General features: G+C 70.9%; 21 protein-coding genes. 10 read left to right on the top strand and 11 right to left on the bottom strand.

Annotation, left to right across the window (positions count from 1 at the left end; translation table 11 throughout):
* On the top strand, nt 1-257 hold a 257-nt coding region (locus B9G38_RS04355; RefSeq protein WP_198945654.1), incomplete at its 5' end, for an RPA12/RPB9/RPC11 RNA polymerase family protein.
* 71 nt (nt 258-328) lie between these two features.
* Nucleotides 329-859 carry a hypothetical protein gene (locus B9G38_RS04350; protein WP_086219616.1) on the top strand — a complete coding sequence of 177 codons (531 nt, stop codon included), beginning with the start codon at nt 329-331 and terminating at the stop codon, nt 857-859.
* Nucleotides 860-866: 7 nt separating this feature from the next.
* Here the strand turns inward: B9G38_RS04350 and B9G38_RS04345 are convergent, their stop codons facing one another.
* From B9G38_RS04345 to B9G38_RS04335, 4 genes are all read right to left on the bottom strand, one after another.
* Nucleotides 867-1,454 carry a hypothetical protein gene (locus tag B9G38_RS04345; protein WP_086219615.1) on the bottom strand — a complete coding sequence of 196 codons (588 nt, stop codon included), beginning with the start codon at nt 1,452-1,454 and terminating at the stop codon, nt 867-869.
* A gap of 47 nt (nt 1,455-1,501) precedes the next feature.
* Complete coding sequence (locus B9G38_RS04340) at nt 1,502-1,882, bottom strand: methylglyoxal synthase (RefSeq protein ID WP_049929493.1); 381 nt, start codon at nt 1,880-1,882, stop codon at nt 1,502-1,504.
* A gap of 117 nt (nt 1,883-1,999) precedes the next feature.
* Complete coding sequence (locus B9G38_RS18020; protein ID WP_158093821.1) at nt 2,000-2,176, bottom strand: hypothetical protein; 177 nt, start codon at nt 2,174-2,176, stop codon at nt 2,000-2,002.
* 67 nt (nt 2,177-2,243) lie between these two features.
* Nucleotides 2,244-4,169, bottom strand: coding sequence for a beta-CASP ribonuclease aCPSF1 (locus tag B9G38_RS04335; RefSeq protein ID WP_086219614.1), 1,926 nt, complete (start codon nt 4,167-4,169; stop codon nt 2,244-2,246).
* A gap of 221 nt (nt 4,170-4,390) precedes the next feature.
* On the opposite strand from B9G38_RS04335, the gene B9G38_RS04330 reads away from it, so the two are divergent.
* Nucleotides 4,391-4,906, top strand: a complete 516-nt coding sequence (locus tag B9G38_RS04330) for a hypothetical protein (protein WP_086219613.1) — start codon at nt 4,391-4,393, stop codon at nt 4,904-4,906.
* Nucleotides 4,907-4,940: 34 nt separating this feature from the next.
* Here the strand turns inward: B9G38_RS04330 and B9G38_RS04325 are convergent, their stop codons facing one another.
* The 7 genes from B9G38_RS04325 to B9G38_RS04295 form a co-directional block, all read right to left on the bottom strand.
* Nucleotides 4,941-5,780, bottom strand: a complete 840-nt coding sequence (locus B9G38_RS04325) for an SDR family oxidoreductase (RefSeq protein WP_233127158.1) — start codon at nt 5,778-5,780, stop codon at nt 4,941-4,943.
* Between the two features lie 72 nt (nt 5,781-5,852).
* Entirely contained in the window at nt 5,853-6,329 is a 477-nt protein-coding gene (locus B9G38_RS04320) for a GNAT family N-acetyltransferase (RefSeq protein ID WP_086219612.1), read from the bottom strand.
* Nucleotides 6,330-6,383: 54 nt separating this feature from the next.
* Complete coding sequence (psmA, locus tag B9G38_RS04315) at nt 6,384-7,145, bottom strand: archaeal proteasome endopeptidase complex subunit alpha (RefSeq protein ID WP_086219611.1); 762 nt, start codon at nt 7,143-7,145, stop codon at nt 6,384-6,386.
* Between the two features lie 4 nt (nt 7,146-7,149).
* Entirely contained in the window at nt 7,150-7,629 is a 480-nt protein-coding gene (locus B9G38_RS04310) for an Rpp14/Pop5 family protein (RefSeq protein WP_086219610.1), read from the bottom strand.
* Nucleotides 7,630-7,636: 7 nt separating this feature from the next.
* Nucleotides 7,637-8,260: a class I SAM-dependent methyltransferase gene (locus B9G38_RS04305; RefSeq protein ID WP_086219609.1), complete on the bottom strand. Its 624-nt coding sequence runs from the start codon at nt 8,258-8,260 to the stop codon at nt 7,637-7,639.
* The gene (locus B9G38_RS04300; protein WP_086219608.1) at nt 8,241-8,993 is read right to left on the bottom strand and encodes an RNase P subunit p30 family protein; all 753 of its coding nucleotides are present in this window, start codon (nt 8,991-8,993) and stop codon (nt 8,241-8,243) included. Before B9G38_RS04300 ends, B9G38_RS04305 begins: the two co-directional genes overlap by 20 nt.
* A gap of 123 nt (nt 8,994-9,116) precedes the next feature.
* Complete coding sequence (locus tag B9G38_RS04295; RefSeq protein ID WP_049929504.1) at nt 9,117-9,932, bottom strand: DUF6498-containing protein; 816 nt, start codon at nt 9,930-9,932, stop codon at nt 9,117-9,119.
* A gap of 71 nt (nt 9,933-10,003) precedes the next feature.
* Between B9G38_RS04295 and B9G38_RS04290 the strand changes: the two genes are divergently transcribed.
* The 7 genes from B9G38_RS04290 (at nt 10,004) to B9G38_RS04260 (ending at nt 14,557) form a co-directional block, all read left to right on the top strand.
* Nucleotides 10,004-10,288 carry a DUF357 domain-containing protein gene (locus B9G38_RS04290; RefSeq protein WP_086216485.1) on the top strand — a complete coding sequence of 95 codons (285 nt, stop codon included), beginning with the start codon at nt 10,004-10,006 and terminating at the stop codon, nt 10,286-10,288.
* 81 nt (nt 10,289-10,369) lie between these two features.
* Complete coding sequence (locus tag B9G38_RS04285; protein ID WP_086219607.1) at nt 10,370-11,488, top strand: M20 family metallopeptidase; 1,119 nt, start codon at nt 10,370-10,372, stop codon at nt 11,486-11,488.
* A gap of 102 nt (nt 11,489-11,590) precedes the next feature.
* Nucleotides 11,591-11,743, top strand: coding sequence for a 50S ribosomal protein L39e (locus tag B9G38_RS04280; protein WP_004050128.1), 153 nt, complete (start codon nt 11,591-11,593; stop codon nt 11,741-11,743).
* Nucleotides 11,744-12,022, top strand: a complete 279-nt coding sequence (locus B9G38_RS04275) for a 50S ribosomal protein L31e (protein ID WP_049929507.1) — start codon at nt 11,744-11,746, stop codon at nt 12,020-12,022.
* A gap of 1 nt (nt 12,023) precedes the next feature.
* Entirely contained in the window at nt 12,024-12,689 is a 666-nt protein-coding gene (locus tag B9G38_RS04270) for a translation initiation factor IF-6 (protein WP_086219606.1), read from the top strand.
* A 78-nt stretch (nt 12,690-12,767) separates the two neighbouring features.
* On the top strand, nt 12,768-13,745 hold the full coding sequence (locus B9G38_RS04265) for an ABC transporter ATP-binding protein (protein WP_086219605.1): 978 nt from the start codon (nt 12,768-12,770) through the stop codon (nt 13,743-13,745).
* Nucleotides 13,742-14,557 carry an ABC transporter permease subunit gene (locus tag B9G38_RS04260; RefSeq protein ID WP_086219604.1) on the top strand — a complete coding sequence of 272 codons (816 nt, stop codon included), beginning with the start codon at nt 13,742-13,744 and terminating at the stop codon, nt 14,555-14,557. The genes B9G38_RS04265 and B9G38_RS04260 overlap by 4 nt, the downstream gene beginning before the upstream one ends.
* Nucleotides 14,558-14,589 lie beyond the last annotated feature (32 nt).

The following is a 14,589-nucleotide window of genomic DNA, read 5'->3' as shown; positions in this document are numbered from 1 at the left end:
GCGACTCCTGCGGGTACGAGATCGGGCGCGAGGACGGCGACGACGAGTGGACGACCCAGTCGCAGGTCGAGTCCGAGATCGTCGACGTGAGCGACGCCGAGGACAAGGGGCTCCCGACGACGACCGCGCAGTGTCCCGAGTGCGACAACGATCAGGCGTACTGGTACATGCAGCAGATCCGCGCGGCCGACGAGTCGGAGACCCGGTTCTTCGTCTGTACCGAGTGCGAACACAAGTGGCGCGAAGACGACCACTGACCGGCTCTTCGACCCTCTGACCGCCTCCCGCTGCCCGTCCGTTTTATTCCCGTCCGGAGAGATACGAGTCCATGGAGCCACCGGTCGTCCCCCGCGACCGCCTCGACGGCTGGACGCTCGTCGCGGAGGCGACGGAGCGCCCCTTCGAGGCGGGACCGGTCTCGGTCACCGCGGGCACGGCGCGCTACGAGCGCGAGACCCCGCCGCCGCGGCCGTTCTTCTTCGCGAGTCGACTCCGCGTCTCGCCGGAGACCGGACCGAACCCGGCGCTCACGCGGCTCGTCGAGTCGCGGGCCAGCGAGAGGTTCCGCGACCGCCTCGCCGAGCGGGACATCACCGACCTCGCGCGGCGCGACGAGCGACGCATCGACGTCGACGATCCGGACGCGTCGCGCGCGACGCTCACCGTGTCTCACGGGCGCTGCGAGGTCGACGGCGAACACGTCTCGGTGGAGGCGCTGCTCGCGGTGTGGGAGGCCGGAGAGTACCTGCTGGCGGGCGGCGCGTACCCGAGCGGTGACGACTTCGAGGCGACCCGACGGGAGGTGTTGTCGCTCGTCCGCGGGGTTCGTCCCCCGGACGACGACGCGGTCGAGCGGTAGGGGCCCGTCAGCAGTCGACCGCGCCGGCGCTCGAACCGATCGGCGATCCGTCGTCCTCGTAGTCGGCGTCGCCCACCGACCCGGTGAACATCGGGAACCGTAGCTCGTAGGTGTACAGCACGTCGAACGCCGCGAACGGGTCTCCGTCAGCGATCGCCTGCCGCGCGGTCAGTCGCACGCCCGCGGCGAGCGTCACGATCGGTTCGCCGCCGAGTCGCCCGGCGGCCTCGACGCCGAACTCGTTGCCCGCGGCGGGGTCGGTGAGTACGGAGAGGTGGATCACCGTCTCCATCGTCGCGCTCCCCTCGTCGCCGCCGATCGCGATCGGGTACCCCGTTCCGGCGAAACACCGCGTGATCGGGCCGACCCGACTCCCGCTCGCGTTTGCTTCGGCGCCGACGGTCCCCGGACCGCCCGCGGCCCCCGCGACCGACGCGTGGGCGCCCGCCGCCGCCAAGCGAACGACCGTTTCCGACCCCGCGGCGTGCTCCGACACCGTGGGCTGGCCCGCGGCCGCGCCGGCGCCGACGGTCGCGAGGAGGAGCAGCAACGCGAACGCGAGGGAGCGGACGCGAGTTCCTGCGGGGCGAGTCATCTGTCTCCCCTTGGTTCGGCCGGGTTAAATCTCCGCGGTCGGCGGTATCAGTCGAGAGAATCGCCGCCGAGCAGCCCGTCGACGAGCATCTCCGCGGACGCGACGTTCGTCGCCAGCGGTACGTCCTTCACGTCGCAGACCCGCAGCAGCGCCGAGATGTCCGGCTCGTGCGCCTGCGCGGTCAGCGGGTCGCGGAGGAAGACGACCCCGTCGATCTGGTCGCCCGCTATCATCCCGCCGATCTGGAGGTCGCCGCCGAAGGGACCGGAGGCCTGCCGGTTCACGGAGAGGCCCGTGGCCTCCGCGATCCGCTTTCCGGTCGTCCCGGTGGTCACCAGTTCGCACTCGCCGAGGGCGTCGGTGTGCGACTCGACGAACGCGACCATCTCGTCTTTCAGCTCGTCGTGAGCGATGAGCGCGAGGCGCATACAGGGGAGTCGCGGGGGCGTCGCTTAAGCGCTGGCCCCGTCGCCCGAACCGTCGCCGTCGCGGCCGTCCCCGCCGCGGGCCGTCCGACTCGCGCCGGAGTGACCGAGCGTCACCGGCTACGCGCCGGCGACCGCCGGGACCGCCGCTCCGTCCGCGAGCGTCGTCCCCGACCACACCGGGACGAACTGCGGCATCGCGCCCGCAATCGTCACACACACCCACGCGATCAACAGCAGGTGGACGAGACCGCCGAGTCCCGGCGCCGCGTCGATGTCGCCCGGAACTACTCCCATACGCGGGAGGCGGAGCGCGTCCGCCCTCCGGCTGTCCCCGAAGACGCTCGCGCCCCTCGCCGCGCGCCTACTTGAACCGGAACGTCTCCAGGTTCTTCGGCGCGAACGTCCGCATGTTGTAGTCGTGGTACAGCGACGAGGAGAGGTCCTGGACGGAACTCTCGTCGCCGTGGACGCACAGCACCTTCTCCGGGCGGGGGTTCATCGTCTTCACGAAGTTCTCTAACCCCTGCCGGTCGGCGTGGCCGGAGAAGCCGTCGACGACCTCGGTGCCCATCTCCAGCGTGAGCGTGTCGCCGCGGCTCCCGCCGCCCCAGCCGTCGACCGGGATCTCGTCCCAGCCGTTCTGGATCCGGCGCCCGAGCGTTCCCTGCGCCTGGTAGCCGACGAAGACGAGGTTCGAGTCCGGGTCGGGGCCGATGTGGCGGAGCCACGACATGATGGGCCCGCCCTCGATCATCCCCGAGGTAGAGATGACGATACACTCGTCCCCGTCGGCGACCTCCTGCCGCTCCTCCTCACCGGCGTCGATGTGGTTGAACTGGTCGGCGAGGAACGGGTTCTCGTCCTCGTGGAAGATGCGGTCTCGGAGGTCGTCGCGGAGGTACTCGGGGTATGTGGTGTGGATCGCGGTCGCCTCCCAGATCATCCCGTCGAGGTGGACGGGCATCTCGGGGATCTCACCCTCGCGCATCGCCTCCTCTAAGACGAGCATGATCTCCTGCGAGCGCCCGACCGCGAAGGCGGGGATGACGACCTTCCCGCCCTGCTCGTACGTGTCGTTGATGACCCGCTTGAGCGCCTCCTCGGAGTCCTCCTGGTCGGTCTGGTAGTCGTTGCGACCGCCGTAGGTGGACTCGAGCACGAGCGTCTCCACGCGTGGGAAATCGTTGACCGCGCCGTTGAACAGGCGGGTATCCTCGTAGTGGATGTCGCCCGAGAACGCGACGTTGTAGAGGCCGTCGCCGATGTGGAAGTGGGTGACCGGGCTGCCGAGGATGTGGCCCGCGTTGTGGAACGTGAGCTTCACGTCCGGGGCGACGTCCGTCACGTCGCCGTACTCCAGCGGGATGGTGTGTTTGATCGCGTCGCGGACCTGTGCGGACTCGTACGGCGGCGTCCGCCCGTCCTTCGCGGCGACGTCGAGGTAATCGAGCGTGAGCAGCCCCATCAGGTCGCGGGTCGGCTCCGTCGTGTAGATGGGGCCGTCGTAGCCGTACTTGAACAGGAGCGGGACCAGCGCGGAGTGGTCGAGGTGGGCGTGGGTCAGGATGACCGCGTCGAGGGTCGCCGCGCCCGCGCCGAGCGCCTCGGGCACTTGGAGGTACGGCACCTCGCCCTCCGCGCCGGGCTTGTCGCCGCAGTCGATGAGGATCCGGGTCTCGGGCGTCGAGAGGATGAATGCCGCCCGGCCGACCTCGCGGCAGCAGCCGAGCGTCGTGATCCGGACCCACTCGTCGTCGGACATCTCCTCGCGGTGGATCTGCCGGCCGACCCGTTCGAGGATGTCGCGGCGCTCCTCGCGCTCGTTCTTCAGGAAGCCGCGGACGTTCGAGACGGTCGAGGACTCTATCGGCGGCGTCCGAACGACCTCTGGGGTCCACCCGACCTCCTGGGTGATCTCGCGGAGCGTCGAGCCCCGGCGGCCGATCACCATGCCGGGCTTCTCGGCCTCGATGACGACCTCGCCGGTGTCCTCGTGGAAGTCGAGGTCTGTCACGCCGGCCTCTTCCGGGATCACGTCCCGGACCTCGTCTTCTGCCCGCGCCGGCGGCGAGAGGGCGCTCGGGTCCGGGCGGCCCGTGATCCGCTTTCGGAGCTTCGAGGCCAGCCGTCGGATCAGGTCGCCGTCGCCGGCGAACCGCTTGGGGTCGCGCGTGTACACGACCAGCTCCGGTCCCTCGTATTTCACGTCGGTGACCGTGATGTCGTTCGGAATCTCCTGTTCGATCTCTGATTTCAACGTATCGAGTTGCTTGTCGACTTGACTCATATCTCACTGCGGGTCGTCGGGGCCGCCGTCGTCGAATCGCGCCGCGGGTCGCGCCGCGACACGCCGCCGATCGGTCGACCGTGACGGGTAGGCATAGTGGAAGTACTGTCCGTAGTGTTCCGTGCGGGAACAGCCAGCGAAAACCCGCTTGTCTCAGGCTACTGCCCCGCCGTTATAAAAGCCTTCGCAAAGGGCAAGCCCCGGGCGGCCGAACGCCGCCCATGCGCGTCACGCCGCAGACGGTCCGCGACGAACACGCCTGGGTCCGCGATCGCGCCGACGTCGTCGTCCCGGTCCTCAACGACACCCGCGACCGCCTCGGTCGACGGTTCGAGACGACGGTGGACGAGGTGGCGCCAGACGCCTACCGCCGCGAGGTCGACGCCGTCTTCGCCGACGGCGAGGTCGCGGTCAACGTCGCGGCCTGCGTCGGGCTCCTCCGCGACCTCGACGTGGCGGGCGACTACCCGGGCTTCGTCGTCGACGAGGTCCTCGGGCGCGAGCTGGCGGCGACGATCGCCGGCGGCCGTCCCCTCTCGCTGCTCGCGCAGGCGACGTTCCACGTCGCGGACACGCACGTGGACCGCGACGCGGCGGCCGAGGCGGACGGGGCCGGCGCCGGAACGGCCGGCGCCGACGACCTCGACGCCGCGCTCGCGGCGGGGTTCCAGACGCGGCTCCCCGGCTGGAACTGGCGGGAGGGGGAGAGCCCGTTCGCGGTCGACGCGGACGGGTGACCCGCCGCCGCCGCTCGACCGGAGCGCGCCCGCGCTACGAGGTGAAGCTCCGAATGAACCCGTAGGCCTTGTCGATCAGGGCGTCGGGGAGGAACCGCGCGAGGACGCCGACGCTCGCGACGGTGCCCGGCTGGACCCGCGCGGGCGGCTGCGTCGCGCTCGCGGCGTCGTAGATGGCGTTCGCGACGAGTTCCGGCTCGACCGAGCCGGGGCCGTCGCCGCCGATCAGCTGCGCGTCCTCGAACATCGCGTAGAACTCGTCGTACGCCTCGGTCCGCTCGATCCCCTCGCGCTCCTCGGGGTCGGCTTCCGACTCCGCGCGCTTCGAGAAGTTCGTCCGCACGGGCCCCGGCTCGACGACGACCACGTCGATGCCGAGGTCGTCGACCTCGTTGCGGAGCGCGTCCGACATCGCCTCCAGGGCGAACTTCGACCCGCTGTACACGCCGCCGCCGGGGATCGACACCCGCCCCGCGACGGAGGAGACGTTGACGATGGTCCCGTCGCGCTCGCGGCGCATCGACGGGAGGACCGCCCGGATCAGTCGGTGCGGCCCGTACACGTTCACGTCGAACTGCTCGTGGACCCGCTCCGTGGTCACGTCCTCGACCGGGCCGAACTGGCCGTAGCCGGCGTTGTTGATCAGGGCGTCGATCGCGCCCTCCTCGTCTAAGATCCGCTCGACCACGCGGTCGATGTCGTCCTGATCGGTGACGTCGAGCGTGGCGAGCTCGCAGCCCGCCTCGCCGAGCGCTTCGATGTCCGCCGGGTTCCGCGCGGTGGCGTACACGGTCCATCCCTCGTCGAGGAACGCGTGCGCCGCGGCGCGACCGATGCCCGAGGAACAGCCGGTGATGAGTGCCGTCTTCTGCACGCGTTTCCGGTCTGTCTCCGACGCAATAACTCTCCCGACGCGGGCGCGGCCGACCCGCCGCGTCCCGATCGGCTACAGCTCCTCGGTCCGGATCCCCATCGCCTTCGACGCCGGCGCGGTCCGCTCGAACCCCCACCGCTCGTAGAATCCGTCGACGTCCGCGAAGCGGTTGACGTACGCGCCGTCGGGGGCGTTCGCGCGGAGCCACGCGACGAGCGCGCCGACCATCGCCGTCCCGATCCTCCGGCCCTGATGCGGCGGCGCGACCGCCGTGTCCGAGAGGTGGAACACCGACCCGCCGTCGCCGACGAGCCGCGCCATTCCGACCGTCGACCCGGACGCCGTCTCGACGACGTGGACGCCGAACGTCGTGTTCGGGAGCCCGCGCTCGACGGCCTCCCGGGACCGGTCTGTCATACCCGCCTCCCGCCGGAGCCGGCGGAACGCCTCGACGGAGGGGGTCGTCTCGCGGAGCTCGTACCCGTCCGAAAGCGGTGACTCGCCGAGTCCCCGGTCGGCGTCGGCAACATCGACCGCGTCGTCGCTCATGTGTCGGCGTTCGCGGCCGCAAAAGTAGTCGCTTCGGTGCCGCGCTGGCCCGCGCTACTCCTCGTCGTCGGCCTCGTCCTCGTCGGTCGCGAGCAGGTCGCGCTCGTCGAGGATCGACTCGATCTCGTCGACCGGCCGCTCGGCGTACTCGGGGTCGTCGACGGTGATCGTCGCGACGCCGACGCCGTCCGGGGACAGCTCGCCGTCGTTCGACTGCGCGAGGGTGTCGAGCGCGAGCCCGACCGCCTCGTCCGTCGAGATGCCCTCCTCGTACTCCGTCTCCAGGTAGTCGCGGAGGTCGCTGCGGTCGGAGCCGATCGAGAGCGCCTGCCACTCGTACGGCGTGCCCGACGGGTCCGTCTCGAACAGGCGCGGCTCGCCGTTCTCGATGCCGCCGACGATGAGCGCGACGCCGAACGGGCGCGCGCCGCCGACCTGCGTGTACTGCTGGATGTGGTCGGTGATGTTCTTCGTCAGCGTCTCGATCCCGACCGGCTCGCCGTAGCGGAGCTGGTTGACCTGCGCCTGCCGGCGAGCGAAGTCGATGAGCTGGCGCGCGTCGGCGACGTGGCCCGCGCTTGCGACGCCGACGTGGTCGTCGGCCTTGTGGAGCTTCTCGATGCTCTCCGGCTCCATGAGGGGGGAGCGGGCGCGCTTGTCGGCCGCGAGGACGACCCCGTCCTCGGCGCGGATCCCGACGCTCGCCGTCCCTCGTTTCACCGCCTCCCGGGCGTACTCGACCTGGTAGAGTCGACCGTCCGGTGAGAAGATGGTGATGCCGCGGTCGTACGCCTGCTGTTGGGATTGTCCCTGCATGGTATCACTCGGTGTCGAACGTCGTCGCGCCGACGCGGTCCGACTCGGTCTCCACGTCGCACGCGTCTCCGCGCACGACCGCGGGCCGCTTGGACCCCTCGAACGCGACGTCTCGCTGTGTCGAACTGGCGGTCGCGCGACCCATATATCTTTCCTCACAGGCACGTACCGTCCCCGAAATCCCCCGCACGCGGATTCCGACCGGCTCGCCGTCGACCTCGCTCACGCAGGCCACCGCCGCGCGCGCCTCGTCGACGTGGCCGTGTCTGACCCGGACGACCGCCTCCCCGGTCCCGTCGGCGTGCGCGAACGACAGAAGCGTGAGGTCCGCGTCGGCGCTGCCGGCGTCCCCGAGGAGGTTGCCGGCGCTGTACCACAGCGCGCGCTGGAACGCGCGCCGCCCGACCTCGGCGTCGGGCCACGTCTCGATCCCGACGGCGAGGTACCGCCACCGCGGCCGGAGGTGTTTGGGGAGGTGCTTCACGGCGAGATCACGCCGGGAGTTCGCGGACGCGCTCCGCGACGATCACCGCGACCTGGTCGTGAATGCGCTCGACGGCCGTCACCGCGAACCCCTCGTCGGTGAACGCCTCGACCAGCGTGCCGACCGTCGCGGGGTCGTCGACCTCGGGGCTGTAGAACGGAGCCTCGGGGTCCGGCTCCTCGAAGAAGGCGACGTCGCCGAGGACGATCCGCCGAGCGCCCGTCTCGCTCATCACGCGGATCGCCTCGCGCTTCTCGTCGTCCGCGAGGTGGTGGAGCGCGAAGTTCGAGGTGACCACGTCGACCGGTCGGTCGGCGTCGATCCTGGGGTCGCGGAACTCGCCGTACGCGAACTCGACGTTTTCGAGGCCGCGGTCGGCCGCCTTCCGCCGCCCCTCGTCCATCATCCCCTCGCTGATGTCGCGGGCGAGGACGCGCTCGGCGTCCTCGGCGAGCGCCAGCGCGATGGCCCCGGTCCCGGCTCCCAGATCGAGGACCACGTCGTCCGCCCCCGGCGACGCGTGGTCGATCACGAGGCTCGCGCAGGCCTGGTACTCGTCGCTCTTCGAGTCGTCGTACGACGCGGCCTTCTCGGAGAACCGTTCGGCGTGTTCAGCGACCGTCTTCTTCATACCTGCCACGTCGGACCCCCGGCTCTATGAAGCCCTCGGAGCGCCGCTCCCGGTTACGCTCGACGAGGTCGCCCCACGCCCGGAGCCCCGCGCGGACGGCCTCGGCGTCGAAGCCGATCGCCTCGCCGACCGCGACCAACTCGCGGGGCGCGCGGAGTCCGAGGTGCGACCGCGCGTTCGCGCTCACGACGTACGGCGCGTCGTAGTGGGCGACGATCTCCCGGAGCTTCCGGAGGTCGGCGAGCGCCCGAACCCGCTTCCCGCCGGTCTCGCGGAGCGCGGGGCCGAAGTCGAACTCGACCCGGACGCCGTTGTCCCGTGCCGCCTTCGCGAGGACGTGGTTGAAGTCGCCGCCGCCCGCCATCGGCCGGACGAGGACGTCGACGCGGGCCTGCTCGACCGCGAACCGGTTCAGCGCGTCGTCGCCGCCGACCACGCAGACCACGGTTCGGTCGGACCGGTAGTTTCCGACCGCGCCCGAGGCGCTCGTCGGATCGTCGGCGTCGATCTCGACCGCGTCGACGACGTCGATCCCGTACTCCTCGCGGAGCGCCTCCGGGTCGCGAGCCGGGCTCTCGCCGCGGTCCGCAGCGCTCGGACCGCCGTCCCCGGCCGCCGTCAGCGCGTCGCGCGTCCGCACCACGATCCCGTCGTACCCGTGCCGGGCCGCGGTGGCGGCGTGGCGCGCGACGGTTGCCTCCCCGTCGGGATAGGCGTGAACGGCCTCGTACATGCCCCGCCGTTTCGCGGCCGAGCGTATCGGCGTTGCGCTTTCGGCACCGCGACGCCGGCCGCGTCCTGTCTCCTCGCCGCGTTCGCTTCCCTCCCATCGCCGACGCGACCGCGCCCCGCGTCGTCAGGCGTCTCCGACGGACTCTTCGTCCTTCTTCCAGTCGCGCCTGGCGTCCTCGCCGGTAAACCACGTCGCGATCCCGTCCGGGTCGTCCTCCTGGAAGGCGCGCCGCCGGCTCCATTCGACGGTCGCCTTCCCGAGCGCGATCGGGAGGAGGTACGGAACGAGGAGGACCGCGTCGGCGACGCCGTCGAGCAGCCCGGGAGCCAGTACCACATCGATCACGGCGATTCCGAATGTCACCGAAACGACCGTCAGTATCGCGACGACGAAGTAGAAGAAGACGACGCGCTGGGCGGCCTCGACCACCATGTACGGCGACTGGTCCTCGTAGGCGCGCTCGGCGAAGAACTCCCGACGCACCTCCCCGACCTGCGCGCCGCAGACGCCGAGCGTCGCCACTCCGACCGTGGGCGTGAGGTACGAGAGCGCCTCCCAGCCGACCGCCAAGAGCGGAAACATCATGAACGCGAACACCCCGAGCGACCGGCGGACGACGCGGAAGTTCCGCCGGTAGATCGGCGGGAGCCACGAGACGAGGTGAACCGGCTCCGCGTCGGTCTCCCACACCTCGTCTCGCTCGGCGTCCTCGTCGTAGCCGGTGATGTAGAACGAGCGGTCTTCGAGCCGGATCGGTCGCTCGGCGAACATCGCGGCGGCGGCGTGGGCGATCACGAGGGCGGCGACCTCTATCCAATACACCGCGAGCAGTTCGCCGACGCGCCAGCCGAACCCGACGACGCCGGCGAGCGGGAGGAGGTTCGTCGCGACCACGAGGGCGAGGGCCGATCGGCCCCCTGCGGGAGGGCGGGACTTCATCAGTCCAGTGTAACGGGTCGCGAGCGCAAAAATACCCGACCGCTTTTGTCCGCCCGACGGAACGCTCTGACATGCCCGCCGATCTTGAGGAGAAGACGGACCGCTACGAGCGGATGCTCGCGGACGCGCTGGCCGTCGCGGAGCCGCGCCCGCCGGCGGACACGCCGCTGGGCGAGGCCGCGGCGGACGTGACCGAGATGGCGGAGTCGTACCTCGACGACGGCCGCCACTTCCGCGACGACGGCGACCCGGTGAACGCGCTCGCCTCCTACTCGTACGGCTACGGCTGGCTCGACGCCGGGGTCCGGCTCGGGCTGTTCGCGGTGCCCGACGACACGGAGCTGTTCACGACCTGAGCGCCGGCCCGCTCCGGGGCCCGCGCTCGCCGCGCCCGACGTGAGGGACGCGCTTATGCGGCGACGGCCGTCACTGAGTCCATGGACGAACTCGCGGACCTCACCGAGCGGCTCGTCTCGATCCCATCGCACGAGGACGAGACGGCAGCGGGCGACGCGATCGAGGAGTGGCTGCGCGCGGAGACGGACGCGAGCATCGAGCGCGACGACGCCGGCAACGTGCTCGCGTTCAGGGGCGCGACCGACGACCCCGATGCCGACTCGCTCGCGCTCGTCGGCCACCACGATGTCGTTCCGCCCGCGCCCGAACAGACGGCCGGCGAGGGGACGGAGGGCGAGTACGTCGTCGAGCGGCGCGACGGTCGGATCTACGGCCGCGGCACGGCCGACATGAAGGGGTCGGTCGCGGCCGCGATGCTCGCGTTCCGGGACGCGACGCCGCCGGAGGGCAGGGAGCTGATCTTCGCTTCCTTCGTCGGCGAGGAGGTCGGCGGCGACGGGGCTCGCCACGCGATCGACGCGGGGTTCGCCCCGGAACGCGCGGTCGTCGCCGAGGGGTCGACGAACTACTCGAAGCCGGGCGTGACGGACGTCGCCGTCGCCCACCGCGGCCGCCGCGGGTCGCGGCTCGTCGCGCACGGGGAGGCGGCCCACGCCTCGGAGCCGGAGGCGGGCGAGAACGCGATCTACCGCGCCTGCGACGCGATCGACGCGGTCCGCGGGCTCGACGCCCCGGAGGCGACGGTCCTCGGGAACGACGTGTCGGGGTCGCTGGCGGTCACGATCGTCGACGGCGGCGAGACGTGGAACGTGATCCCGGAGCGCTGCGAGGCGACCGTCGACGAGCGTACCGTTCCGGGCGACCGAGCCGATCTGGCTGGCGTCGCCGACGCGACGGCCGGGGTCGAGCTCGTCGTCGATCAGGACCTCCCGCCGATGGCCTGCGGCGACGCGGCGTTCGCGGACGCCGCCCTCGACGTCGCCCGCGCAGTCCACAATGAGTCGGGCTTCGACGCGCCCGAACACGTCACCAAGCCGCACGCGACCGACGCCGGCTGGCTCGCGGGGGCGGGGACCGACTGTCTCGTCTGCGGGGCCTCCGAGCCGGGCGAGGCACACACCGACACTGAGAGCGCGAGCCTGGAAGCCCTCGACCGCTGTCGTCGGATCTACATGGGGGTCGCCGAACGGGAACTGTAGCGGCCGCGAGGGGGAGGCCCCGGACGGAGCGGGGACTCACGGGCGCCTCGCGCGACCCGTATGGAAGGGGTTTTATGCGCCCCGCGGAAAGTATGCGCCACTATGGGAGACAAGTCGAAGGCTCAAAAGAAGCGTCTGGCGAAGGCGGAGCGCCAGAACACCCGCGTCCCCGCGTGGGTCATGATGAAGACGGACATGAACGTGACGCGAAACCCCAAGCGGCGCAACTGGCGCCGGAACGACCTGGACGAGTAAATGTCGACGAACGACTTCGAGGAGCGCGTCGTCACCGTCCCGCTCCGCGACGCCAAGGAGAAGCCCGTCCAGCAGCGCGCCGACTACGCGATGAAGATCACGCGGCAGCACCTCGCGAAGCACTTCTCCGTCGACGAGGGCGACGTGATCATCGACGGCTCCGTCAACGAGGCCGTCTGGGCGAACGGGCGCCAGAACCCGCCCAGCACGGTGCGGGTCCGCGCGGCTCGGTTTGTCGAGGACGGCGAACCGGTCGTCGAGGCCGAGCACGCCGAGTAACGTGTTACGGGCGACATTCACCGGCTCGTCGTACGTGGGCGTGTTCGCCCGCGCCGTCGACGACCTCCTGTTGATCCGACCGGACGTCGACGAGGCGCTCGCCGAGGACCTCGGGGCGGAACTCGGCGCGGAGCCGCTGCTGACGACGGTCGGGAGGTCCAACACGGTCGGATCCCTCGCGACGGGCAACGAGAACGGGATCCTCGTCTCCTCGCGCGCGACCGAGCGCGAGAAGGAGCGGATCGCGGACGCCGCCGGCGTCCCGGTGCGCGAACTCCCGGGCGAGATCAACGCCGCCGGGAACGTCGTCCTCGCGAACGACTACGGCGCGTACGTCCACCCGGACCTCTCGCGCGAATCGATCCGGACGATCAAAGACGCGCTCGACGTTCCCGTGACCCGGGGCGATCTCGGGGACGTCCGGACGGTCGGAACCGCGGCGGTCGCCAACGACACGGGCGTGCTGTGTCATCCACAGTCGACGGAGTCGGAGCTTCAAGCGGTCGAGGAGGCGCTCGACGTCCGCGCCGACCTCGGCACCATCAACTACGGCGCGCCGCTCGTCGGCTCCGGCCTCCTCGCCACCGACGAGGGGTACGTCGTCGGCGAGGACACCACCGGCCCCGAACTGGGGCGGATCGAGGAGACGCTCGGCTTCATCGACTGAGCGGTTCGTCTCCCCCCTTCTCGTCTCCGTTTAACCCGTACTCCCACATTTAAGAGCTACAGCGGAGTTGAGGACGGTATGCCCGCTATCGAGTGCCGCGGCCTCTCCAAGTACTACGGCGACGTCCGGGGGATCGAAGACGTCTCCTTCACCGTCGAGGACGGCGAGGTGTTCGGCTTCCTCGGCCCGAACGGCGCGGGGAAGACGACCGCGATCCGCACGCTGTTGGGGTTCCTGTCGCCGACGGACGGCGGCGCGACGCTCCTCGGGCGCGACGCCACGGACCCGGTTGCGTCGCGTCGCGCACGCGAGCGGATCGGGTACCTCCCCGGGGATCCGGGGCTCGACCGTGACCGTACGGCCGGCGCGTTCTTAGACCACCAAGCGGCGCTCCGCGGGGAGTCGAGCCGCGACCGCCTCGTCGAACGCTTCGGGCTCGACGAGTCGCGCCGCATCGGCGACCTCTCCCGGGGAAACCGGCAGAAGGTCGCGCTGGTGGCCGCGTTCATGCACGACCCGGAACTCCTGTTGCTCGACGAGCCGACCTCCGGACTCGATCCGCTGCTTCAAGAGGAGTTCGCGGGCCTCGTCCGCGAGCGCGTCGGCGACGGGGCGAGCGTCCTCCTCTCGTCCCACGTGCTGGGCGAGGTGGCGGCGTTGTGCGATCGCGTCGGCGTCCTCCGAGAGGGGCACCTCGTCGCGGTCGAGTCGGTCGCGGACCTCCGCTCTCGCGGCGGCAAGCAGGTGCGGATCCGCGTCGCCGAAGACGTCGATCGCGGCGACTTCGAGCTCCGCGGGATCATGAATCTGCGCGTCGGGGAGACCGTCTCGTTCACGTGGACCGGCGAGTACGACGCGCTGGTCGACCTGCTCTCGAGGTACACCGTCCTCGACCTCGACGTCGTCGATGCGCCGCTCGAAGAGGCGTTCATGACGTTCTACGACGGCGACGTTCCGGGACCGATCGGCGGCGGCGAGCGTCAGGAGGCCGAGGCGTCGACCAACCGCGGAGCGCACGCGGATCCGACCGCCGAATCGGGGGGTGACGAGCGATGAGCGACCGCGCGACCCCGTGGCTCGCGATCGCACGGTACGACGCCGCCGGCCGGGCCCGCGGAACGGTCGTGCTGACTGGCCTGCTCTCCTCGTTCCTGTTGGTGTTCCTCGCGTTCTTCCCGTCCCTGGCGACCGCGGACGTCGACCTCGACGCGTACGTCGAGGCGTTCCCGCCCGCGGTCCGGGAGGCGTTCGGGATCATCGCCATCTCATCTATCGAGGGCTTCCTCGCGGTTGAGTTCTACCAGTTCGCCTGGCTCCTGCTGGTCGGGCTGTACCTGGCGTACCTCGCCGGCGGGACGATAGCGGGGGACATCGCCTCCGGTCGCATGGACCTGACGCTGTCGGCGCCCGTCGCGCGACGTGACGTCGTGATCGGTCGGTTTCTCGGACTGGTTCCGCTCGTCGTCCTCCTCAATGTCGTGCTGCCGGTCGTCGCGTACGTCGGCGTCGTCGCGGTCGGCGAGACGATCGCGGTCGAACGCCTCGCGGCGGTCCACGCGCTCGCGGTGCCGTATCACGTGGCGTGCGTCGCGGCGGGTATCGCCGTCTCGACGCTGCTCTCGCGGCCGGGGGTCGCTCAGCGGGTCGCGCTCGGGGGACTGTTCGCGCTGTTCATGTTCGACTCCCTCGTCGCCAGCACCGACTACGCCGCGGCCGGGAACGTCAGCCCGACGGCCCACTACGACCCCTCCGCGGTGTTGGTGTTGGGCGAGTACGACCTCACGGGCGCCGCAGTCCTGCTCGCCGCGACGGCCGTCCTCCTCGCGATCGCTATCGTCCGATTCCGCCGCGCGGACCTCTCGGGATGACCTCCCTCGGCACACGATTTCCGTGACGCGAC

This window comes from Halorubrum sp. SD612, assembly GCF_002135005.1.
This window is presented reverse-complemented; position numbering and strand designations above follow the sequence as displayed.